Raw genomic sequence first — 20,403 nt, 5'->3', positions numbered from 1 at the left:
GGGTCTTGTGGGCGAGGTCGACGAGGATGCTGCACTGGTTCCGGGCCCTGATGCCGCGGGAGGACCGCTTCTTCGACCTGTTCGCCCGCCATGCGGCGACCCTCGTCGCGGGGGCGGAGGCGCTCCAGGCCCTGCTCCAGGGCGGGGAGGCGGTGCCGGAGCACGGGCGCACCATCATGGAGCGCGAGCACGAGGCCGACCGCATCACCGCCGAGGTGTTGGCGGCCGTCCGGCGCAGCTTCATCACCCCGTTCGACCGGGGCGACATCAAGGACCTGATCCAGTCGATGGACGATGCCATCGACCAGATGCAGAAGACGGTGAAACTGATCGAACTCTATGAGCTGCGCAGCTTCGATCCGCTGATGCGGGCGATGGGCGACACCGTCGTGGAGGCGGCCCGGCTCACCGCCGAGGCGGTACCGCTGCTCAACGCCATCGGAACCCACGCGGCGCGGCTCGGAACGCTCACCGAGCAGGTCACCCGCGTCGAGAGCCGGTCGGACGATCTCCACGACGAGGGCGTCAAGGCGCTCTACCAGGCGCACGGGCACACGGAGCCGATGCGCTACCTCATCGGCCGCGAGATCTACAGCAGCCTCGAGAGCGTGGTGGATCGCTTCGAGGACGTGGCCAACGAGATCAACGGCATCGTGATCGAGAACGTCTGATGGCGCTCCCCTCCGATTCGCCCGGGCGGGCCCGCGCATGACGGTCCTCGCCCTACCCTATCTCGTGGGCCTCGTTGCGGTCGCGCTGGTCTTCGATTTCCTGAACGGGCTGCACGACGCGGCCAACTCCATCGCCACCATCGTCTCGACCCGCGTCCTGCGCCCGCGCTACGCGGTGCTCTGGGCGGCCTTCTTCAACTTCATCGCGTTCCTGTTCTTCGGCCTTCACGTGGCCCAGACCCTCGGCACCGGCATCGTCGATGCCAGCATCGTCGATGCGCGGGTGATCTTCGCCGCCCTGATCGGCGCGATCGCCTGGAACGTCGCGACCTGGGTGCTCGGGATCCCGTCGAGCTCGTCGCACGCCCTCGTCGGCGGCCTCGTGGGCGCCGGGGCCACCAAGGCGGGTCTGCACGCGGTGGTCTGGGGCGGGCTCGGCAAGACGATCGCGGCGATCGTTCTCTCTCCCCTCGTCGGCTTCCTGCTCGCGCTCGTCCTCGTGCTGATCGTGTCCTGGGGCTTCGTGCGGGCGACGCCCTTCGGGGTCGACCGCGTCTTCCGGGTGCTGCAGTTCGGGTCCGCCTCGCTCTACTCCCTCGGCCATGGCGGGAACGACGCGCAGAAGACCATGGGGATCATCGCGGTGCTGCTCTACACGCAGGGATTGACCGGCCCCGAGTTCCACGTGCCGCTCTGGGTCGTGCTGTCCTGCCAGGCCGCGATGGCGCTGGGGACCCTGCTCGGCGGCTGGCGGATCGTGCACACGATGGGCTCGCGCATCACCCGCCTCAACCCGATGCAGGGCTTCTGCGCCGAGACCGGGGGCGCGCTGACGCTGTTCGCCGCCACCTTCCTGGGAATACCCGTCTCCACCACCCACACCATCACCGGGGCGATCGTCGGGGTCGGAGCCGCGCGCCGGACCTCGGCGGTCCGCTGGGGCGTGGCCGGCAACATCGTGGTCGCCTGGGTGCTGACGATGCCCGCCGCCGCCGCGATCGCCGCCGGAACCTACGTCCTCGCCGGTCTCGCGGGCTGAGGAGGGCGGCCGGGCCCCGTCACCGCGCCCGGCCCGTCGGGACCGGGCGGGTTCTCATCGCGGGCTGCCCGGCAGGGCGGTCCGCTGCCCGATCCGCGCCGCGGATTTCACGAGGGTGAGCACCTCGCGGCGCATCTCCTCGTCCTGGATCGCCTCGTAGGCCTGGAGCAGGGCGATCGCGCCGCTCTCCTGCAAGACGCCGAGCCCGCCGCGATCCTGCTGCTCTAGTTCGGCCTCGTCGGCGAAGAAGACGGAGACCGGAACGCCCAAGCGGTCCGCGATGGCACGGAGCCGACCGGCACCGATCCGGTTCTTGCCGGTCTCGTATTTCTGGACCTGCTGGAAGCTGATGCCGAGCGCTTCGGCCAGCATCGTCTGGCTCATGCCGCTGGCCGAGCGGAGGAGGGCAATACGATTGCCGATGCTGTGGTCGGTCTCGGTGGTCTGCTTCGGCTTCGCGGCGGGTTCGGACACGTGTCGCATGGGCGCGGGTCGACCTGGGGTCTGGAGGGCTGGGAACGAAGGGCAGCCGGTCGGCGCGCAGCCGGACCGAGGAGCTGCGGCTAGTGTATCAGGCATGCCACCCTAAAGTGAACAGAAAGTGTTCTTTCCTATAGGATGCCTCTCGTCAAGGCTGTAAATACCAATCTGAGGTTATTTATCCAGTATGCTAGCTGCAGGTCCGACAGGACAATCGCTGCGCGGCCCGTTCCAGCCCGAGCCTGATCCTTGAGCGCCCGCACAGCCTCGCCAGGCGTGCCGCTCCTTGCGTGGCCGAGGGCCCCCGCGCGAGGTCCGACCGGCGGTTTTCACGCTCAGCAGATCGCTCGCAAGGCCGAGAATCCATAACCTAGTTTAGTTTTTGCGCGGTCTTCGACTTTTGGGGGGGGCGTCGCAGGCCCCGGACGCCGCGCCCCGACAATCCGTCTCGCGGCGTTCCGTCGTGGCGGTGCACGGCGCCTCAGCGCCGTCCGAACAGGCGCTCGATGTCGTGCAATGCCAGGGTCACGGAGGTCGGGCGCCCGTGGTTGCACTGGCCGGCCCGCTCCGTCGCCTCCATCTCGCGCAGCAGCGCGTTCATCTCCTCCGGGCGCAGGCGCCGTCCGGCCCGGATCGAGCCGTGGCAGCTCATGCGGGACAGGATCGCGTCGAGGCGGCGCCCGAGCGGGCCGCCCTCGGCGGCCGCGTCCCCGCCCTCTTCCAGCCCGCTCGCGGTCAACGCATCGAGGATGTCCGCCAGGAGTTCGCGTGCCGAGGCGCCCCGCAGGGCCGCCGGCACCTCGCGCACCAGCACGGCGCCCGGACCGAAGGCCTCGATCGCGAGGCCGAGCCGGTCGAGCTCCGGGGCTGCCGCGACGAGTCGCGCGGCCTCGTCCTGGGCCATCTCGACGACGTCGGGAATCAGCAGCCCCTGCCGGGCGATGCCGCCGGCCTCCCGCTCGCGCTTCAGCCGCTCGTAGACCAAGCGCTCGTGGGCCGCGTGCTGGTCCACGATGACGATGCCGTCGCGGGTCTGGGCGACGATGTAGGTATCGTGCAGTTGCGCCCGCGCCGCACCGAGGGGGAAGTCGAGGGCCGCCTCCGGCACGGCGGGGCCGGCGAAGGCATCGGCCTGCGGAGGGGCATAGGCCTGTGCGTCGCCGTCCGGCTCGAGCGCAGCCTGCCCGGATTCGGCAAAGCCCCCCGGGTAAGCGTGACGGGCCTGCGCCGCCGCGTGGCCGGCGGATCCGTCCCGATCGCCCGCGGGCGCGCCGAACCCTGCGGATGCGTCGAACCCCGCGGGCGCGCCGAAGGAGGGGGCGGAGGGCGGCAGGACCGGGCGCGTCGGGCGGAACAGGCTCGGGGCGACGGCGCCGCTGTAGCGCCGAAAGGCGGAGGCGCTCCCCGCCCCCGCGCCCCGGGAGATCTCGTCCGCGAGGGTGGCGGGCGCGCTCGAGGCCTGGAGCGCCGCCAAAGCGCGGGCGCCGCCGGTCGTGGCCGTACGGGCCCCGCCCCGGCGCAGGGCGTCGTGGATCGCGCTCACCACCAGGGCCCGCACCAGGCCGGGATCGCGGAAGCGCACCTCCGTCTTGGCCGGATGCACGTTGACGTCAACGAGAGCCGGGTCGCAGGCGATGAACAGGCCGAGCACCGGGTGCCGGTCGGAGGCGAGGGTGTCGGCGTAGGCGCCCCTCACGGCCCCGAGGAGCAGCCGGTCGCGCACGGGCCTGCCGTTCACCGTGAGGTGGATGTGGCTCGCGGCCCCGCGGTTGAAGGTCGGGAGGCCGACATGTCCGGCGATGGAGAAGCCCTCGCGGACGAGCTCGACCGGCAGGGCGTTCGGCGCGAAATCGGCGCCGAGCACGCCCGCGAGGCGGCGCAGGCCGGCAACGGCACCCGGCTCCTCCTCCGCGGGAAGGATCAACGGCGTGCCGCTCTCGCTGCGGAGAGTGAAGCGGATCCGGGGATGCGCCACGGCGAGGCGGCGCAGGATCTCGCCGACCGCGGCGCTCTCGGCCCGATCGGATTTCAGGAATTTCAGCCGGGCCGGGGTTGCGGAGAACAGCTCCGTCACCTCGATGCGCGTGCCGCGCTGGGCAGGCGCCGGACGGACCTCGCCCTTCGCGCCGGCATCGACCGTGAGGCTCGCGCCCTGCTCGGCCTCGGCGGGGCGCGAGGTGATGGCGAGGCGGGAGACGGCACCGATCGAGGGCAGCGCCTCGCCGCGGAAGCCCAGCGTGTCGATGCGGAAGAGGTCGCCGTCCGGGAGCTTCGAGGTGGCGTGGCGCTCGACGGCGAGCGCCAGATCGTCCGGCCCCATCCCGGCGCCGTCGTCGACCACGCGGATCAGCCGGCGCCCGCCCCCCTCGATCGTCACCTCGACGCTCCGGGCGCCCGCGTCGATCGCGTTCTCGACGAGTTCCTTCACCGCCGAGGCGGGACGCTCCACAACCTCGCCCGCCGCGATGCGGTCGACGAGGACGGGATCGAGGCGGCGCACCGGGGAACGCGAGGTGGACATGATCGGCGGGACTATAGGCATCGGCCCGCTCCGCTCCAAGGTGCCGGCAGGCCTCGGCCGGACCTGTCCCCGGTCCGGCCGGGTCCTACGGCACGAGCAGCAAGACCCGGGTGAGCGCGAGCCCGGCCACGAGCCCCAGAAGCCCGAGGGAGACCGACGCCAGCACATAGAGCGCTGCCATGCCGGCCTCGCCGCCGCGGTAGAGCGCGACCGCGTCGAGGGAGAAGGACGAGAAGGTGGTGAAGCCGCCGAGCACGCCGGTGGCGAGAAACAGGCGCAGCGGGTGGCCGGCGGCGCCGCGGAGGGCGAAAGCCTCGGCCAGGGCGCCCATCAGGAACGAGCCCAGCACGTTGATGATCAGCGTCGCGAGCGGGAAGCCGAGGCCGGGCGCGAGCCGGCTCACGGCCACGTTCATGCCGTGGCGGCAGCCGCCGCCGAGGCCGGCACCGAGGATGACGATGAGCGTGTTCATGGGAATCCCGGGGCCGAGGCGGCCGTGAGACCCCGATTAGTCAAGCCGGCCGCCGCCTGTCAAAGCCGCGGCCGCCTGCCTGTCAGGTGCGGACGCGGCCGATCAGGCGCGGCGCGCGGCTGGGCCGGCGAGGCTGATCCGGGCGCCGCCGCTGCGGGTGCCGTAGCTCGGCGCCGCGTAGGGCCGGCGGGACAGGTCGTAGAGGGCGTTGCCCACGAGACCGGCCGCGCGCCGCAGGGCCGTTCCCTCGCAGGTGGCGGCGACCCGGATGCCGAGTTCGTGGGTATGGCTGCGCCCGTAGAGATAGACGGCAAGCCGGGCCCGGACCGCCTCGGGGATACCCTCGACGAGGTCCGGCAGGGTATCGGGCTCTGCGCGCGCGATCCGGCCGAGGGTCTCGAGCGGAACGGGGCATTCGCGGACGGGGTCGTCGAAGCTCAGCGTCTCGGCGGGCATTGCGCACCCTGGGTTGCGTGTGTGTTTCCACAGTGCAACCCAATGGTTAACGAAGGGTAACGAACGTGATTTCGCCAAGGATTCTCCGAGCGACCCGGAGCGGCTCGACTGTTTAAAGCTTGGCCGTATCAATCCTGCACTTGAAATCGGCGCTCCCTGCCTAACGCGTGCCCGCGGCTGCACAGTCTGAGGACCGCGAGCGGGTGCGTCCTGTCCGAATCAGGCGAGGCGCTCCACGGCGACGGCCGTGGCCTCGCCACCTCCGATGCACAGGCTGGCAACGCCGCGCCGCAGCCCGTGCGTCTCCAGGGCGGCGAGCAGGGTCACGAGGATGCGCGCGCCCGAGGCGCCGATCGGGTGTCCGAGGGCGCAGGCGCCCCCGTGGATGTTGACGCGCGCGTGGTCGAGATCGAGGTCGCGCATCGCGGCCATCGCCACCACCGCGAAGGCCTCGTTGATCTCGAACAGGTCGATGTCGGCCGTCCTCCAGCCCGTCCGCTCCAGAAGCCTGCGCACGGCGCCGGCCGGAGCCGTGGTGAACAGGTTCGGCGCCTGGGCATGCGTCGCATGGCCGCGGATCGCCGCCAGCGGCGCGAGGCCGGCCCGTTCGGCCTCGGAGCGGCGCATCAGCACGAGGGCGGCTGCCCCGTCCGAGATCGAGGAGGCATTGGCCGCCGTCACCGTGCCGCCTTCGCGGAAGGCGGGGCGCAGGGACGGGATCTTGTCGGGCCGGGCCTTCGGGGGCAGCTCGTCGGCCGAGACCATCCGATCGCCCTTCCCCGCCCGCACGGCGACCGGGACGATCTCCCGCGCGAAGCGCCCCTCGGCGGTCGCGGACTGGGCGCGGGCGAGGGAGGCGAGCGCGTAGGCATCCTGCGCCTCCCGGGTGAAGCCGTAGGATTCGGCGCAATCCTCCGCGAAGGTGCCCATCAGGCGGCCGCGATCGTAGGCGTCCTCCAGGCCGTCGAGGAACATGTGGTCGCGGATCTGCCCGTGCCCCATGCGGTAGCCGGCCCGCGCCCGATCGAGCAGATAGGGAGCGTTCGTCATGCTCTCCATGCCGCCGGCGACCGCGGCACGGACATGGCCCAGGGCCAGCCCGTCATGGGCGAGCATCACCGCCTTCATGCCGGAGCCGCACATCTTGTTGACGGTGGTGGCGCCCGCCGCGAGCGGCAGGCCGGCCTTGAGCGCGGCCTGACGGGCCGGCGCCTGGCCCTGACCGGCGGGCAGGACGCAGCCGAACAGCACGTCCTCCACGGCCTCCGGCGCGAGGCCGGAGCGCGCGACGGCCGCCCGGATCGCCGCGGCGCCGAGGTCGGGCGCGGACAGATCGGCGAAGTCGCCCTGAAGCGCGCCGATCGGGGTGCGCGCCGCGCCGACGATGACGACCGGATCCTGCATGTTCTCTCTCCGAAAACGGGCTCGCGTCAGCGCGGGGCCATGCGCAGCGCCCCATCGAGGCGGATCACCTCGCCGTTCAGCATCTCGTTCCCGATGATGTGCTCGACGAGCGCCGCGAACTCGTCCGGCTTGCCGAGGCGGGGCGGGAACGGCACCGAGCGGCCGAGCGCGTCGCGGACCTCCTCGGGCAGGCTCGCCATCATCGGGGTCTCGAACACGCCCGGCGCCACCGCCACCACCCGGATGCCGTGGGCGGCGAGCTCGCGGGCGAGCGGCAGCGTGAGGCTGGCCACGCCTCCCTTCGAGGCCGCATAGGCTGCCTGACCGACCTGGCCGTCGAAGGCCGCGATCGAGCTGGTGCTGACGATGACGCCGCGGGTGCCGTTCGGGTCCGGCGCATGGGCGGCGATCGCCTCGGCGGCGAGCCGGATCATGTTGAAGCTGCCGACCAAGTTCACGCGCACGGTGCGCGCGAAGGCGTCGAGGTCGTGCGGGCCCTCGCGCCCGAGCACCCGGGCACCGACGACGATGCCGGCGCAGTTCACCAGCCCGTCGAGCCGGCCGTAGGCGTCGAGCGCCGCCGCGATTGCGGCCCGGCCCTGCGCCGCGTCGGCGACGTCGGTGCGGGCGAAGCGGGCGCCGATTCCCGCCGCGGTCTCGGCCCCGGCCTCGGCGATGTCGGCGATCACGATCCGACCGCCCGCGGCGGCGAGGCGCTCGGCCACCGCCCGCCCGAGGCCGGAGGCGGCGCCCGTTACGAGGAAGACGCGATCGGCGATCTGCATGGGGGCTCCGTGACCGGACCGCGTATCGGCATGGCCTCCGCGGGGCCGCCGGACGGGGTCATGAGGCGAGGATCGCCGTCAGAGCGGCTTCCGCAGCATCCGGGCGATCAGCCCCACGATGCCTTCGCGGAACAGCAAGACGCAGAGCACGAAGACGCCGCCCTGGATCACCGTGACCCAGGCGCCGAACTGGGCGAGGTAGGTCTCCATGGTGACGATCACCAGCGCGCCGACGATCGGGCCGAACACCGTGCCCATGCCGCCCACCAGCGTCATCAGCACCACCTCGCCCGACATCGCCCAGTGCACGTCGGTGAGCGAGGCGAGCTGGAACACCAGCGCCTTGGTGGCGCCCGCAAGCCCGGCCAGCGTCGCCGAGAGCACGAAGACCGCGAGCTTGTAGCGGTTCACCCGGTAGCCCAGCGAGATCGCCCGGGGCTCGTTGTCCCGGATCGCCTTCAGCACCTGTCCGAAGGGCGAGTGGATGATCCGGTAGATCGCCAGCATGCCAAGGAAGAAGATCGTCGCCACCAGCGCGTAGAGCGCCCGGTCGTCGGCGAGGCTGAACACCCCGAACAGGGTCCCGCGCGGCACCGCCTGGATGCCGTCCTCGCCGCCGGTGAACTTCGCCTGCAGCGAGAAGAAGAACGCCATCTGGGCGAGCGCCAGGGTGATCATCGAGAAGTAGATGCCCTGCCGCCGGATCGCCAGCGCGCCGAAGACCAGCCCGAGGATCGCCGCCGTCGCCGTGCCGGAGAGGATCGCGAGCTCGGGGGACAGGCCCCAGACCTTGGCGGCGTAGGCCGAGACGTAGCTCGCCATCCCGAAATAGGCGGCGTGGCCGAAGGAGAGCAGGCCGCCGTAGCCGAGCAGCAGGTTGAAGGCCAGCGCGAACAGCGCGAAGCACAGCACCTTCATCAGGTAGACGGGATAGAGCGCCAGCGGGGCCAGCACGAGGGCGAGCGCGATCCCGACGAAGACCTTGCGGTGCAGCGCCTTGTCGTCGCGGCTCGCGGGGCGCGCGGCGGCGATGGGGGCGGCATCGAGCGTGGCGGTGTCGGCCATGTCAGGCGAGCCTCATGAGAGAGCCGGGTCCCGGACGGATCGTCCGTCCAAGGCCCGTGAGCGCGACCGCGCGTCGCCGCGCGCGCGCTGGTTCGCGGAGCGGGCGCAGGCCGCCCATCAGGCGGCCCGCCCGAACAGGCCGGCGGGCTTCACCAGGAGCACCAGCACCATGATGACGAAGATCACGGTCGCGGAGGCTTCCGGGTAGAACACCTTGGTCAGGCCCTCGACGAGGCCGAGGGCGAAGCCGGTGACGACCGAGCCGAGGATGGAGCCCATGCCGCCGATCACCACCACGGCGAAGACCACGATGATGATGTCGGCGCCCATGTTCGGGTTGACCGAGTAGATCGGCGCCGCGAGCACGCCGGCGAAGCCCGCGAGCGCCACGCCGAAGCCGTAGGTGAGCGTGAGCAGGAGCGGCACGTTCACCCCGAAAGCCTGGACCAGGGCCGGGTTCTCGGTGGCGGCCCGCAGGTAGGCGCCGAGCTTGGTCTTCTCGATGACGAGCCAGGTGGCGAGGCACACGGTCAGCGAGGCGACCACCACCCAGGCCCGGTAGTTCGGCAGGAACATGAAGGGCAGGCGCTGGCCGCCGGATAGCTCCGGCGGGATCGCGTAGGGCAGGCCGGAGACGCCGTACTGGTTGCGGAACAGGCCCTGGATGATCAGCGCGAGGCCGAAGGTCAGGAGCAGGCCGTAGAGGTGGTCGAGCTTGTACAGCCGCGCGATCAGCACCCGCTCGAGCAGGACGCCGAACGCGCCGACGATCAGCGGCGCCAGCCCGAGCGCCCACCAATAGCCGAGGCCCGCGTAGTTCAGGAGCATCCAGGCCACGAAGGCGCCCACCATGTAGAGGGCGCCGTGCGCGAAGTTGATGATGTTCAGGAGCCCGAAGATGATCGCCAGCCCGAGCGACAGGATGGCGTAGAACGAGCCGTTGATCAGCCCCAGCAGGAGCTGGCCGAACAGGGCCTGTGTCGGCACGCCGAAGATCGTCGTCATGGTCTCGCCTCGCCGGGTCTCTGCTCCCCGCAGGGGAGCGGACGCTGGTGTCTCACCCCTTCACCAGCGGGCAGCCGCCCTCGCCGAGCGGGCGGAAGACCTCGTTGCCGGGAATGGTCGCCAGCGTCTTGTAGAGATCCCACTCGCCCTTCGATTCGGCCGGCTTCTTCACCTCGAACAGGTACATGTCGTGGATCTTGCGGCCGTCGGCGCGGATCGTGCCCTTGCCGAACAGCGGGTCGTCGGTCGGCAGGGCCTTCATCTCCGCCACCACCTTGGCACCGTCCTTGGCCTCGCCCTTCAGGGCGGCGACGGCCTTGAGGTAGTGGAGCACGCCCGCGTAGACGCCGGCGTGATTGGCGGTCGGCTTCTTGCCGCCCATCTGCTTGGCGAAGCGGTCCGAGAAGGCGCGGGTGCCGTCGGTGAGGTCCCAGTAGAACGGCTCGGTGAGCACGAGGCCCTGCGCCACCTTGGTGCCGAGCGAGTGCACGTCGGACGAGAACACCAGGAGGCCGGCCAAGGCCTGCCCACCCTCGGTGATCCCGAATTCGCCGGCCTGCTTGATCGCGTTGATGGTGTCGCCGCCCGCGTTGGCGAGGCCGATCACCTTGGCGCCCGAACCCTGCGCCTGGAGCAGGAACGAGGAGAAGTCGGCGGTCGGGAACGGCGTCTTGACCGAGCCCACCACCTTGCCGCCGTTCTTGGTGACCACCGCGCTGGTGTCGCGCTGCAGCGTCTGGCCGAAGACGTAATCGGCGGTGAGGAAGAACCACGTGTCGCCGCCGCGCTTGACCATCGCGCTGCCGGTGCCGTTGGCGAGCGCCACGGTGTCGTAGACCCAGTGCACGGTATTGGGCGTGCATTGCGGGCCGGTGAGGTCGGCGGTGCCCGCGCCCGTGTCGATGAAGGCCTTGTTCTTCTCGCGCGTCACTTGGTTGATGGCGAGCGCGACCGAGGAGGTGACCCCGTCGATGACGAGGTCGACGCCGTCGCGGTCGTACCATTGCCGCGCGATGGCGGCCCCGACATCCGGCTTGTTCTGGTGATCGGCCGAGACGATCTCGACCTTGATGCTCGGATCGACCTTGGCGAAATCCTCAACCGCCATGCGGGCGGCCACCACCGAGCCCTCGCCGCTGATGTCGGAATACACGCCGGAGCGGTCACCCAGCACGCCGACCTTGACCGAGGTCTGCGCCAGGGCGGCGCCGGTCATCAGGGCGCCGATGGCACAGGCGGCGAGAACGGATCTCAGCATCGGGGGTGTGTCCTCCTCGGGGCAATCCGCTATGCGGATGGCGATGTCGTTGGTATAGCAGGCGAAATCGGTTCGGATCCGTCCCTACACGCCCAGATAGGCGTGGAGTTTGTCGATCTGCGCGTCAAGCTCGGCGTTCGGGATCATGTCGATCACGCGGCCCTGCTCCACCACGTAGTGCCGGTCGGCGAGCGTCTGGGCGAAGCGGAAGTTCTGCTCCACCAGCACGATGGTGTAGCCCTGCTCCTTCAGCTTCAGGATGGTGCGGCCGATCTGCTGCACGATGACGGGGGCCAGCCCCTCCGTCGGCTCGTCGAGCAGGATCAGCTTGGCCCCCGTGCGCAGGATGCGGCCGATGGCGAGCATCTGCTGCTCGCCCCCCGAGAGCTTGGTGCCCTGGCTGCCCGCGCGCTCCTTGAGGTTCGGGAACAGGGTGTGGATCTCCTCGACCGACATGCCGCCGGGCTTCACCCGGGGCGGCAGCATCAGATTCTCGTGGACGGTCAGGCTCGCGAAGATGCCGCGCTCCTCAGGCACGTAGCCGATCCCGAGGCGGGCGATGTTGCGCGAGGCCATCCCGATCGTCTCGACCCCCTCGCAGGTGATCGAGCCGGCTCGGCGGGCGAGGATGCCGATGATGGCGCGCAGCGTCGTGGTCTTGCCCGCACCGTTGCGCCCGAGCAGGGTCACCACCTCGCCGGGCGCGACGTCGAGGTCGATGCCGTGGAGCACGTGGCTCTCGCCGTACCAGCCCTGAAGGCCCCGCACCGCGAGGAGCGGGGCCGGTCCGGCGGCCGCGGCCGGCCGTGTCGCGAGAGCAGCCTCAGGCATGACCGGCTCCGATATAGGCCTCGATCACCCGCGGATCCTTCGACACCGCGGCGTAGTCGCCCTCCGCCAGCACCTGTCCCCGCGCCAGCACGGTGATGCGGTCGGAGAGCGAGGCCACCACCGAAAGGTTATGCTCGACCATCAGGATGGTGCGGTTCTTCGAGACCCGGCGGATCAGGGCCGCGGTGCGCTCCACGTCCTCGTGGCCCATCCCGGCCATCGGCTCGTCGAGGAGCAGCATCTCGGGATCGAGCGCCAGCGTCGTGGCGATCTCCAGGGCGCGCTTGCGGCCGTAGGAGAGCTCGACCGCTTGGCTGTCCGAAAAGCTCGAGAGGCCGACCGCATCGACCAGCTCGAGCGCCTCGGCATCGAGCGCCCGCAGGACCCGCTCGTTGCGCCAGAAATCGAAGGAATCGCCGCGCCGCCGCCGCTGCAGGGCGATGCGGACGTTCTCCAGCACGGACAGGTGCGGGAACACGGCGGAGATCTGGAAGGAGCGCACCAGACCGAGCCGCGCCACGTCGGCCGCCTTCAGGCCGGTGATGTCGCGGTCCTTGTAGCGGATCGTGCCAGCGCTCGGCTGGAGGAACTTGGTCAGCAGGTTGAAGCAGGTGGTCTTGCCGGCCCCGTTCGGGCCGATCAGCGCGTGGATGGTGCCGCGCACGACCTCGAGCGTCACGCCGCTGACGGCGCGGAAGCCCTTGAATTCCTTGGTCAACCCGCTTGTCGCCAGGATCACGTCCTGAGCCACGCGCATCCCTCCCATGCAATTTTGGGAGCTGTATCGCCGGAAGCGGCGGCGGCGTCCACCGCATTTCGTATGCGCTCGGGGACAATTGGTGGAGGCTGATACGGCGGGATCGGGAATCGGCCGTCGACGCGGGCAGGAAGCGGGCATGAGAAAGGGCGAGGCTCGCGCCTCGCCCCTTTTTCATGCGCTTGTTCGGATCAGTAGGCCGGGCCGCCCGAGGTCTGGCCGTATTGCGGAACGAGCCGCTCCTGCTGGTTGGCATTGCCGGCCTTGGCCGAACTCGCGCCGTTCCAGCCATCGACCGCGCGCGGACGGCTCGGGGTGATCGAGCCGGTGGTGAGGTCGTCGTAGGCGCTCACCGGGGCGCGGTCGGGGCGCGGCCAGTTGCCGGCCTGGGCGTATGCGACCGGGGCGGCCAGGCTCAGGGCGACGGCGATGGCGGCAGTAGCGAAGCGGGTCATCATCTCTCGTGTCTCGTATTCCAGGCAGGAAACAGCACTATCGGTCGGATCCGGCACAATCTTGCGATTGATCCGGGCGGGTGCTGTTCTTGGTACGAGACGGATATGGGGTTCGCCGTTGCTGCAGGACGTGCGAAGTCTCACGCCGGTGTCTACACGACCACGGTCACGGCCTCCGCCGCGCGGGTGAGGCCCGTGTAGAGCCAGCGCGCCCGGTGCTCGCGGAAGGCGTAGGATTCGTCGAAGAGCACCACCTTGTCCCATTGCGAGCCCTGCGCCTTGTGCACGGTCAGCGCGTAGCCGTAGGTGAACTCGTCGGTGTCCCGGCGCAGGTAGGCCGGGATCTCCTCCTCGCTGCCGGCGATCACCGCGCGCAGCACCTTGATGTCGGTGGCGCGCCGCCGCAGCGCCGGGTCGTCCTCCGGTACCACGTCGAGGCGGACCATGTCGGGCCGGGGCGGGGCGCGCAGCGCCTGGACGGTCCAGGTCGAGCCGTTGAGCAGCCCTTTGGTGCGGTCGTTGCGGAGGCAGACCAGCTTCTCGCCGACCGCCGGCATCGGGTCGGTATGGCCGGCAAGTTCCCGCAGGCGGCCGTTGTAGAGGCGCCGGGTGCGGTTCAGCCCGACGAGGACCTGATCGCAGTCGAGCACCTGCTCGGGGTCGATGTCGCGGCGCGCGATCACCCGGCTGGCGCCGTACTGGCCCATCGCGAGCCGACCGCCCTCGCGCACCGTCATCGCCATGCGGACGATCGGGTCGTCCTCAGCCTGCCGGTGCACGTCGGTCAGCATCACGTCGGGCTCCGCCTCGGTGAAGAAGCCGCCGCCGCGCACGGGCGGAAGCTGGGCCGGATCCCCGAGCACCAGCACGGGCTTCTCGAAGGAGAGGAGGTCGTGCCCGAGGTCGGAATCCACCATCGAGCATTCGTCGATGACGATGAGGTCCGCCTTGGCCGCGGGGCCGGAGCGGTTGAGCGTGAAGGCCGGGCCGCCCTCCTCCGTCTCCTTGGTACGGTAGATCAGGCTGTGGATCGTGCCCGCGTCGTGGCAGCCCTTGGCGCGCATCACCGAGGCCGCCTTGCCGGTGAAGGCGCCGAACACCACGGGTCCGTCGACGTCGTCCGCGATGCGGCGGGCCAGCGTGGTCTTGCCGGTGCCCGCGTAGCCGAACAGCCGGAACACCTGAGCGCCGCCGCCCTTGCGCCACTCGGCGATCGCCTTCAGCGCCGCCTCTTGCTGCGGCGCGTACCGGGTCGGCAGGGACGCGGTCACGGCCAGCGGACGGTCGGCGGGAGCGAGGACAGGATCGAGGCGACGTTGCCGCCGGTCTTCAGGCCGAAGATCGTGCCCCGGTCGTAGAGCAGGTTGAACTCCACGTAGCGCCCGCGCCGGACCTGCTGCTCGATCCGGTCGGCCTCGGTCCAGGGCGTGCCGATATTGCGCCGGACGATGTCCGGGTAGGCGTCCAGGAAGGCGAGGCCGACGTCCCGGGTGAAGGCGAGATCGGCCTGGCGGTCGCCGGTCCAGTGATAGTCGTAGAAGATGCCGCCGATGCCGCGGGGCTCGTCGCGGTGCTTGAGGTGGAAGTACTCGTCGCACCACGCCTTGTAGCGATCGTAGTCGACGGCCGGGGCGTGCGCCTCGCAGGCGCGGCGCAGGCAGGCGTGGAAGTGGGCGCTGTCGGGGTCGTCCTGGGTCCGGCGGCGGTCGAGCACGGGCGTGAGGTCCGCCCCGCCGCCGAACCACGCCTTCGTGGTCACCACGAAGCGGGTGTTCATGTGCACGGTCGGCGCGTGCGGGTTCCACGGATGCACGATCAGCGAGAGGCCGGTGGCGAAGAAGCGCGGATCCTCGGCAGCGCCCGGCATCTGCGCGCGGAATTCCGGGGCGAACTCGCCGTGCACCGTCGAGACGTGCACCCCTGCCTTCTCGAAGACGCGGCCCTTCAGCATCGCCATGGTGCCGCCGCCGCCGGGCTTGCCGTCGTGGTCGGTGCGCTGCCACGGCGTCTTCACGAAGGTGCCGGCCTCCGGCGGCGCATCCGGGTGGAACGGCCCCGTCGCCTCCGCCTCGATGGCTTGCAGCGCCGCGACGATCCGGTCGCGGAGCGTGGCGAACCACGCGCCGGCCTCCGCTTTCAGGGCCGCGAGGTCGGCGTCGGACGGGAGTGGATGGGGCATGTCGGGCCGGGTCATGCCACGAGGCTTTCCCACCCTCCCGAGGCCTCGTCAATGCGGCCCGACGGCGATCCTTACGCAGGCCGGGCGGCGATCGCCTCGACCTCGACGAGATAGCCGTGATGGAGGCCCGGCACCGGCACCACGGTGCGGGCGGGCTTGGCCGTGCCGAACACCTCGGCGTAGATCCGGTTGAAGTCCGGCCAGTTCTCGACCCCGACGAGGTAGGCCGTGACGCGCAGGACGTGCTCCAGCCCGCAGCCGGCCTCCCCGAGGATCGCCAGCAGGTTCGCCAGCACCTGGCGCAGCTGCACCTCGAAGGATTCCCCTGCGGTCGGTGTGCCGTCCGGCCTCGGGCCGAGCTGGCCTGAGACGAAGACGAGGTCGCGCCACGCCACCGCCTGAGAATAGTGCCCCGCGGGCGCGGGCACCGCCGGGGTCGCGATGCGCTCGATCGGATCGGTCATGACGGAACTCCTACCAGCCGTTGATGCGGGGCCAGACCGCGCGCACGCCCTGGGCGGCGTCGAGGACGTGGTAGCGGTCGTGCTGCGCGCCGGTGGCGCAGGCGTGGTTCGGCAGGATGCGCAGCCGCGCCCCGACCGGAAGGTCCGGCAGCGGTCCCGCGCCGCCGCGGCGCAAGGCCACGATGCCGTGCTCCTGGTTGGCGTCTGCCACGACGAGATCCGGATAGGGCCGGCCGCCGAGGTCGCAGACCACGCCGTAACCCTGGTCGACCGCCTGCCGCGCGGTGCCGCGGTCGCGCGATAGCGCCATCCAGCCGGCATCGACGATGATCCAGCCCTTGGCGCGCTGGTGCCCGATGACGGTGGCGAGCACCGAGACGGCGATGTCGTCGGGCGAGACCGAGCCGACGCCCGCCTGGAACAGGTCGCCGAACATGAAGACGCCGGCCCGCACTTCGGTGACGCCGGAGAGGTCGCGGGCGAAGCGCGCGGTGGGGGTCGAGCCGACGCTGACCACCGGGCAGGGCAGACCGGCCGCGCGCAGGTGCACGGCGGCCGTCACCGCGGCGCGGCGCTCGGCCTCCGCCGCCGCCGCAAGCGCCTCGGGATCGCTCAGCGCGTAGCTGTCGCCCGCGTGCAGGAGCACGCCGCGCAAAGCCGCACCGCCCGCGACGATCCGGCGCCCGAGCGCCACCAGCGCGTCGGCGTCGTCGGCCGCGACGCCGGAGCGATGCCCGTCGGCATCCACCTCGATCAGCACGGGCAGCGCGTCGCCGCTCCGGGCGGCATGGCTGGCCACCGCCTCGGCCTGCTCGGGGCTGTCGAGGATCACCGCGAGGTCCGCCCCGGTCGCCCGGATCGCGGCCACGCGCCCGAGTTTCCCCGGCGCGAGGCCGACGCCGTAGATCAGGTCGGTGACGCCGCCCGCCGCGAAGTACTCCGCCTCGCGCAGCGTCGAGACGATGGCGGGGCCACCCGGCTCCGTCATGGCGAGACGGGCCACGTCGAGGGATTTCGCGGTCTTCAGGTGGGGGCGGAAGGCGACGCCGAGCCGCTCGAGGCGCGCCCGCATCCGGGCGACATTGGCCGTCAGCCGCGCCTCGTCGAGGAGGAGGCAGGGCGTGTCGAGCGCGTCGAGACCCATGCCGGTCCCGGGGTCGGCCATCGGCTCAGCCAATTCCGTCTCCTCCTTGGTCCCGCGCCGGATCAGGCGGCGAGCTTTGCCTCGCACGCCGCGAGCAGGGTGCAGAGCGCCACCGCCTCGGCGGCCTTGCGCACGGCCTCGAGGCTCGGGAAGGTCGGGGCGATGCGCAGCGTCCGGTCGTGCGGGTCGCGGCCGTAGGGATGCGTGGCCCCGGCCGGCGTGAGCGCGATGCCGGCGGCGCCCGCGAGGCTCACCACCTGGCTCGCCGTGCCGTCCTGCACGTCGAGCGTGACGAAGTAGCCGCCCTTCGGCCGGCTCCACGTCGCCACGCCCTGTCCGGCGAGCCGAGCCGCGAAGGCCTCCTCGACGGCGGCGAATTTCGGGCCGATCAGCGCCCGGTGCTGCTCCATGTGGGCCTCGATACCGGCCTCGTCGCGCAGGAAGCGGACGTGGCGCAGCTGGTTCAGCTTGTCCGGCCCGATGCTGCGGCGCCCGGCCTGGGCGAGGTACCAGCGCACGTTCTCGGGCGAGGCGGCCCAGAGCGCGAGGCCGGCGCCCGCGAGCGTCACCTTCGAGGTCGAGGCGAAGACGATGGGGCGGTTCGGGTTGCCGGCCGCCGCGCAGGCCTCGAGGATGTTGGCGAGCGCCGGGCGCTCGGCGCTGAGGTGGTGCACCGCGTAGGCGTTGTCCCAGAGGATGCGGAAATCGGGGGCGCCCGTCCGCATCGCCGCAAGGCGCCGCACCGTGGCATCGCTATAGGTCTCGCCGCTCGGATTCGAATATTTCGGCACGCACCAGATGCCCTTGACGGCGGGGTCCTGGGCTTCGCGCTCGACCACGTCCATGTCGGGGCCCTCGCCCGTCATCGGCACCGGGATCATGCGGATGCCGTAGCCCTCGCACAGGGCGAAGTGGCGGTCGTAGCCGGGGACCGGGCAGAGGATCGCGATCGGCTCCTCCTTCGACCACGGGCCCTTGCCCCCGGGCACCCCCTTCAGGAGCGCGTAGACGAGCGTGTCGTGCATGAGCGCGAGGCTCGAGTTGTTGGCCACCACCACCTGGTCGGCGGGCGCGCCCATCAGGCCGGAGAACAGCGCCCGCGTCTCGGGCAGGCCCTGGAGATTGCCGTAGTTGCGCGCGTCTGTGCCGTCCTCGGCGCTGGTGTCGCGGTTTCCCGGCAGCGCCAGCATCGCGGCGGCGAGATCCAGCTGCTCCGGCGCCGGCTTGCCGCGCGTCATGTCGAGCTTCAGGCCCTGCGCCTGCAGCGCCTCGTATTCCCGGCGCAGGCCCGCGCGCAGGTCGCCGAGCGCGGCATTCGAGAGTTCGGACAGCGGCGGCATGGCGCGGCTCCAGCAGGCGTAGCGGTGATGATCGTTCGGACCGATCGTCCGGTCGCGCCCTTCGCGCGCAAAACGCTCCCGCCGTCAAGGCCGCAGCGCCGACCCGCGATTGGCAATCGGGGTCGCGAGCGCCTACCTCGTGCGCGGATGCGCGGCCCGTGCGAGGCCGGCCGAACACAGGCGGAGACGGATTTGCCCGAACACGACGCGCCCCCGCAGATGCACGCGACGACGATCCTGATGGTGCGCAAGGGCGGGCGCGTCGTCATCGGGGGCGACGGGCAGGTCAGCCTCGGGCAGACCATCGTCAAGGGCAACGCCCGCAAGGTGCGCCGCCTCGCCAAGGGCGCGGTGATCGGCGGCTTCGCGGGAGCGACCGCCGATGCCTTCACGCTGTTCGAGCGGCTCGAGGCCAAGCTCGAGCAGTATCCCGGCCAGCTCACCCGGGCCTGCGTCGAACTGACGAAGGACTGGCGCACGGACCGCTACCTGCGCCGGCTCGAGGCGATGATGCTGGTGGCCGACAGGGACGTGAGCCTGCTGCTCTCGGGCGCGGGCGACGTGCTGGAGCCGGAGACCGGCGTGATGGCGATCGGCTCCGGCGGCAATTACGCGCTCGCCGCCGCCCGCGCCCTGGAGGACGGCGAGCACGACGCCGAGGCGATCGTGCGCCGGGCCATGCGGATCGCCGCGGAGATCTGCGTCTACACCAACGGCAACCTCGTGATCGAATCGCTCGAAGCCGGGAGCGCCGGGCCGGCCGCCTGATCCCGCGGGTTCAGAGCATCTGGAAGCCCTGCCCGTCGCGCCAGCGCCGGTAGGCGTCCAGCGTGCGCGCCATCGTGGGCATCAGATCGGGCGGCGCGTCGAGAGGGAACCAGCCGAGTTCGAGGTTCTCGCCGCTGGCCTGGACGAGCGTTCCCGAGAAGGTCCGGGCGATGTAGAGGACGGTGAAGTAGTGGCACTGGTCCCCGTTCGGGTAGGTCCAGACCTCGTGCTCGGGATCCGAGGCGAAGCCGAAGGGGACGGGATCGACGATCCGCAGACCGGTCTCCTCGAAGACCTCACGGACGGCGCAGGCGGTGAGGTCCTCGCGCTCGTCGGGAACGCCGCCGGGCAGGCCCCAGAGCCGGAAATCCGAGCGCTGCTCGAGCAGGATGCGGCCGTCGGAATCCTCGACCACCACCCGCGCTCCGGGCACAAGCAGGAGCCGTGAGCCCACGATGCGGCGCAAGCGTCCAAGGTAGGAGGTGGCGAAGTCGCTCATGGGCTCCCGAGCGTGCATGGGCCGTACCGGCAGGGCCGGCGCGGGATCCAGAACGGGCGGCTCCCGGGGCCGTCAAGCTCCGGGCCGCTCCGACCGCCTCGGGCGCGCCCCGCTCACTCCGCCGCCGCGATCTCGAATTCCATGCCCCGGCCCGGTCCCTGGTCGGCGTAATCGACCAGGGCGTAGCCCCGCTCAGCCAGCGTCGCCTCCAGGCTGTCGCGGTGCTTGCGGAACATCTGCCCGATCGCCAGCGGGGTCAGCCGCGGGTTACCCTGCCGGAGCCGGTCCACGCCGATGTGGAGCGGCGCACCCTCCCGGTCCGCGATGCGCGCGAGCGCGAGAGCGAGTTCATCGGCCTTCTTCTCCGAGGCCGATTTTGCCGTGAACGCCATGTCGATTGCCTGTGCTGCTGCGCGATCGGCGCCCAGGATAACAGGCCGGATCCCCGGATGTTCTCGCTCGCGGGAGCATGGCCCGGCCGGCCGTTCCCGCGCGGATGCGTTTCGCCGGTCGGGCGGCCCCCTCGGTCCGCGCTCCGCCGCATCGCCGAGGGGCAGGAGCGGGGCAACCTCCACCAGGCCGACCGCGTCTGCCGGGCATCCCATCGTTTCCCCGGCTCGGCCGACGCGATCTGATTCGGGCGGACCGACCTGCCGGCGGGGTCGCCCGCCACGGGTCGAATCCCCTCCTCCGGAAGGAAGCGCGCGCTCCGACGCGTGATCGGGCCACCCGGCATTAGCCCGAAAGGGCGCGTGTACCGTCGCGATCGCATTTCCTATCGTCGCGGTCGGGCCCGTACGGGAGCGGTTC

The 20,403-nt window shown here is 71.3% G+C and carries 22 protein-coding genes; 3 read left to right on the top strand and 19 right to left on the bottom strand.

Features of this window, described 5'->3' with window-relative positions; genetic code table 11:
- Positions 1-26 precede the first annotated feature (26 nt).
- Together ACS5RC_RS16005 and ACS5RC_RS16000 are read left to right on the top strand one after the other, a co-directional pair.
- Positions 27-671: a DUF47 domain-containing protein gene (locus ACS5RC_RS16005; RefSeq protein WP_478344878.1), complete on the top strand. Its 645-nt coding sequence runs from the start codon at positions 27-29 to the stop codon at positions 669-671.
- A gap of 37 nt (positions 672-708) precedes the next feature.
- On the top strand, positions 709-1,710 hold the full coding sequence (locus ACS5RC_RS16000; protein ID WP_478344877.1) for an inorganic phosphate transporter: 1,002 nt from the start codon (positions 709-711) through the stop codon (positions 1,708-1,710).
- Between the two features lie 54 nt (positions 1,711-1,764).
- Here the strand turns inward: ACS5RC_RS16000 and ACS5RC_RS15995 are convergent, their stop codons facing one another.
- From ACS5RC_RS15995 to ACS5RC_RS15915, 17 genes are all read right to left on the bottom strand, one after another.
- Positions 1,765-2,193, bottom strand: a complete 429-nt coding sequence (locus ACS5RC_RS15995) for a helix-turn-helix domain-containing protein (RefSeq protein ID WP_478344876.1) — start codon at positions 2,191-2,193, stop codon at positions 1,765-1,767.
- 478 nt (positions 2,194-2,671) lie between these two features.
- Positions 2,672-4,732, bottom strand: coding sequence for a DNA mismatch repair endonuclease MutL (gene mutL / locus ACS5RC_RS15990; protein ID WP_478344875.1), 2,061 nt, complete (start codon positions 4,730-4,732; stop codon positions 2,672-2,674).
- Between the two features lie 64 nt (positions 4,733-4,796).
- Positions 4,797-5,183: a fluoride efflux transporter CrcB gene (gene crcB / locus ACS5RC_RS15985; RefSeq protein WP_478344874.1), complete on the bottom strand. Its 387-nt coding sequence runs from the start codon at positions 5,181-5,183 to the stop codon at positions 4,797-4,799.
- 102 nt (positions 5,184-5,285) lie between these two features.
- Positions 5,286-5,639: a hypothetical protein gene (locus tag ACS5RC_RS15980; RefSeq protein ID WP_478344873.1), complete on the bottom strand. Its 354-nt coding sequence runs from the start codon at positions 5,637-5,639 to the stop codon at positions 5,286-5,288.
- Between the two features lie 219 nt (positions 5,640-5,858).
- Positions 5,859-7,043, bottom strand: coding sequence for an acetyl-CoA C-acyltransferase (locus tag ACS5RC_RS15975; protein WP_478344872.1), 1,185 nt, complete (start codon positions 7,041-7,043; stop codon positions 5,859-5,861).
- A gap of 26 nt (positions 7,044-7,069) precedes the next feature.
- The gene (locus ACS5RC_RS15970; protein WP_478344871.1) at positions 7,070-7,828 is read right to left on the bottom strand and encodes an SDR family NAD(P)-dependent oxidoreductase; all 759 of its coding nucleotides are present in this window, start codon (positions 7,826-7,828) and stop codon (positions 7,070-7,072) included.
- A 78-nt stretch (positions 7,829-7,906) separates the two neighbouring features.
- Positions 7,907-8,893 (bottom strand): branched-chain amino acid ABC transporter permease, encoded by a 987-nt coding sequence (locus ACS5RC_RS15965; protein ID WP_478344870.1) that lies wholly within the window; start codon positions 8,891-8,893, stop codon positions 7,907-7,909.
- A 117-nt stretch (positions 8,894-9,010) separates the two neighbouring features.
- Positions 9,011-9,898, bottom strand: a complete 888-nt coding sequence (locus ACS5RC_RS15960; RefSeq protein WP_478344869.1) for a branched-chain amino acid ABC transporter permease — start codon at positions 9,896-9,898, stop codon at positions 9,011-9,013.
- 52 nt (positions 9,899-9,950) lie between these two features.
- Entirely contained in the window at positions 9,951-11,156 is a 1,206-nt protein-coding gene (locus tag ACS5RC_RS15955) for an ABC transporter substrate-binding protein (RefSeq protein WP_478344868.1), read from the bottom strand.
- Positions 11,157-11,240: 84 nt separating this feature from the next.
- On the bottom strand, positions 11,241-11,987 hold the full coding sequence (locus tag ACS5RC_RS15950) for an ABC transporter ATP-binding protein (protein WP_478344867.1): 747 nt from the start codon (positions 11,985-11,987) through the stop codon (positions 11,241-11,243).
- Complete coding sequence (locus ACS5RC_RS15945; RefSeq protein ID WP_478344866.1) at positions 11,980-12,744, bottom strand: ABC transporter ATP-binding protein; 765 nt, start codon at positions 12,742-12,744, stop codon at positions 11,980-11,982. The genes ACS5RC_RS15950 and ACS5RC_RS15945 overlap by 8 nt, the downstream gene beginning before the upstream one ends.
- Positions 12,745-12,935: 191 nt before the next feature.
- Positions 12,936-13,202 carry a hypothetical protein gene (locus tag ACS5RC_RS15940; protein ID WP_478344865.1) on the bottom strand — a complete coding sequence of 89 codons (267 nt, stop codon included), beginning with the start codon at positions 13,200-13,202 and terminating at the stop codon, positions 12,936-12,938.
- A gap of 149 nt (positions 13,203-13,351) precedes the next feature.
- On the bottom strand, positions 13,352-14,470 hold the full coding sequence (locus ACS5RC_RS15935) for an ATP-dependent DNA helicase (RefSeq protein ID WP_478344864.1): 1,119 nt from the start codon (positions 14,468-14,470) through the stop codon (positions 13,352-13,354).
- The gene (hemF, locus tag ACS5RC_RS15930; RefSeq protein ID WP_478344863.1) at positions 14,467-15,378 is read right to left on the bottom strand and encodes an oxygen-dependent coproporphyrinogen oxidase; all 912 of its coding nucleotides are present in this window, start codon (positions 15,376-15,378) and stop codon (positions 14,467-14,469) included. The genes ACS5RC_RS15935 and hemF overlap by 4 nt, the downstream gene beginning before the upstream one ends.
- A gap of 71 nt (positions 15,379-15,449) precedes the next feature.
- Entirely contained in the window at positions 15,450-15,842 is a 393-nt protein-coding gene (locus tag ACS5RC_RS15925; RefSeq protein WP_478344862.1) for a RidA family protein, read from the bottom strand.
- Between the two features lie 10 nt (positions 15,843-15,852).
- A complete protein-coding gene (locus ACS5RC_RS15920) occupies positions 15,853-17,007 on the bottom strand; it encodes an alanine racemase (protein ID WP_478345101.1) in 1,155 nt (384 codons plus the stop codon).
- Between the two features lie 41 nt (positions 17,008-17,048).
- On the bottom strand, positions 17,049-18,326 hold the full coding sequence (locus ACS5RC_RS15915) for an aspartate aminotransferase type Ic (protein ID WP_478344861.1): 1,278 nt from the start codon (positions 18,324-18,326) through the stop codon (positions 17,049-17,051).
- Positions 18,327-18,545: 219 nt separating this feature from the next.
- On the opposite strand from ACS5RC_RS15915, the gene hslV reads away from it, so the two are divergent.
- Complete coding sequence (hslV, locus tag ACS5RC_RS15910; RefSeq protein WP_478345100.1) at positions 18,546-19,094, top strand: ATP-dependent protease subunit HslV; 549 nt, start codon at positions 18,546-18,548, stop codon at positions 19,092-19,094.
- 10 nt (positions 19,095-19,104) lie between these two features.
- Here hslV and ACS5RC_RS15905 read toward each other — a convergent pair whose 3' ends face one another.
- Positions 19,105-19,593 (bottom strand): NUDIX domain-containing protein, encoded by a 489-nt coding sequence (locus ACS5RC_RS15905; protein ID WP_478344860.1) that lies wholly within the window; start codon positions 19,591-19,593, stop codon positions 19,105-19,107.
- Between the two features lie 113 nt (positions 19,594-19,706).
- Positions 19,707-19,985 carry an adenylosuccinate synthase gene (locus ACS5RC_RS15900; RefSeq protein ID WP_478344859.1) on the bottom strand — a complete coding sequence of 93 codons (279 nt, stop codon included), beginning with the start codon at positions 19,983-19,985 and terminating at the stop codon, positions 19,707-19,709.
- Between the last annotated feature and the right edge of the window lie 418 nt (positions 19,986-20,403).

The organism is Methylobacterium sp. HJ2 (assembly GCF_056431005.1).
Note: the sequence above shows the minus strand (reverse complement) of the source record. Positions and strands in the feature narration are given on the sequence as shown.

What these genes read in the sequence shown, in the direction of transcription:
- ACS5RC_RS16005 (WP_478344878.1), top strand. Translation starts at nt 27, where the DNA reads ATGCTGCACTGGTTCCGGGCCCTGATGCCGCGGGAGGACCGCTTCTTC.
- ACS5RC_RS16000 (WP_478344877.1), top strand. Translation starts at nt 709, where the DNA reads ATGACGGTCCTCGCCCTACCCTATCTCGTGGGCCTCGTTGCGGTCGCG.
- ACS5RC_RS15995 (WP_478344876.1), bottom strand. Translation starts at nt 2,193, where the DNA reads ATGCGACACGTGTCCGAACCCGCCGCGAAGCCGAAGCAGACCACCGAG.
- mutL (WP_478344875.1), bottom strand. Translation starts at nt 4,732, where the DNA reads ATGCCTATAGTCCCGCCGATCATGTCCACCTCGCGTTCCCCGGTGCGC.
- crcB (WP_478344874.1), bottom strand. Translation starts at nt 5,183, where the DNA reads ATGAACACGCTCATCGTCATCCTCGGTGCCGGCCTCGGCGGCGGCTGC.
- ACS5RC_RS15980 (WP_478344873.1), bottom strand. Translation starts at nt 5,639, where the DNA reads ATGCCCGCCGAGACGCTGAGCTTCGACGACCCCGTCCGCGAATGCCCC.
- ACS5RC_RS15975 (WP_478344872.1), bottom strand. Translation starts at nt 7,043, where the DNA reads ATGCAGGATCCGGTCGTCATCGTCGGCGCGGCGCGCACCCCGATCGGC.
- ACS5RC_RS15970 (WP_478344871.1), bottom strand. Translation starts at nt 7,828, where the DNA reads ATGCAGATCGCCGATCGCGTCTTCCTCGTAACGGGCGCCGCCTCCGGC.
- ACS5RC_RS15965 (WP_478344870.1), bottom strand. Translation starts at nt 8,893, where the DNA reads ATGGCCGACACCGCCACGCTCGATGCCGCCCCCATCGCCGCCGCGCGC.
- ACS5RC_RS15960 (WP_478344869.1), bottom strand. Translation starts at nt 9,898, where the DNA reads ATGACGACGATCTTCGGCGTGCCGACACAGGCCCTGTTCGGCCAGCTC.
- ACS5RC_RS15955 (WP_478344868.1), bottom strand. Translation starts at nt 11,156, where the DNA reads ATGCTGAGATCCGTTCTCGCCGCCTGTGCCATCGGCGCCCTGATGACC.
- ACS5RC_RS15950 (WP_478344867.1), bottom strand. Translation starts at nt 11,987, where the DNA reads ATGCCTGAGGCTGCTCTCGCGACACGGCCGGCCGCGGCCGCCGGACCG.
- ACS5RC_RS15945 (WP_478344866.1), bottom strand. Translation starts at nt 12,744, where the DNA reads ATGCGCGTGGCTCAGGACGTGATCCTGGCGACAAGCGGGTTGACCAAG.
- ACS5RC_RS15940 (WP_478344865.1), bottom strand. Translation starts at nt 13,202, where the DNA reads ATGATGACCCGCTTCGCTACTGCCGCCATCGCCGTCGCCCTGAGCCTG.
- hemF (WP_478344863.1), bottom strand. Translation starts at nt 15,378, where the DNA reads ATGCCCCATCCACTCCCGTCCGACGCCGACCTCGCGGCCCTGAAAGCG.
- ACS5RC_RS15925 (WP_478344862.1), bottom strand. Translation starts at nt 15,842, where the DNA reads ATGACCGATCCGATCGAGCGCATCGCGACCCCGGCGGTGCCCGCGCCC.
- ACS5RC_RS15920 (WP_478345101.1), bottom strand. Translation starts at nt 17,007, where the DNA reads ATGGCCGACCCCGGGACCGGCATGGGTCTCGACGCGCTCGACACGCCC.
- ACS5RC_RS15915 (WP_478344861.1), bottom strand. Translation starts at nt 18,326, where the DNA reads ATGCCGCCGCTGTCCGAACTCTCGAATGCCGCGCTCGGCGACCTGCGC.
- hslV (WP_478345100.1), top strand. Translation starts at nt 18,546, where the DNA reads ATGCACGCGACGACGATCCTGATGGTGCGCAAGGGCGGGCGCGTCGTC.
- ACS5RC_RS15905 (WP_478344860.1), bottom strand. Translation starts at nt 19,593, where the DNA reads ATGAGCGACTTCGCCACCTCCTACCTTGGACGCTTGCGCCGCATCGTG.
- ACS5RC_RS15900 (WP_478344859.1), bottom strand. Translation starts at nt 19,985, where the DNA reads ATGGCGTTCACGGCAAAATCGGCCTCGGAGAAGAAGGCCGATGAACTC.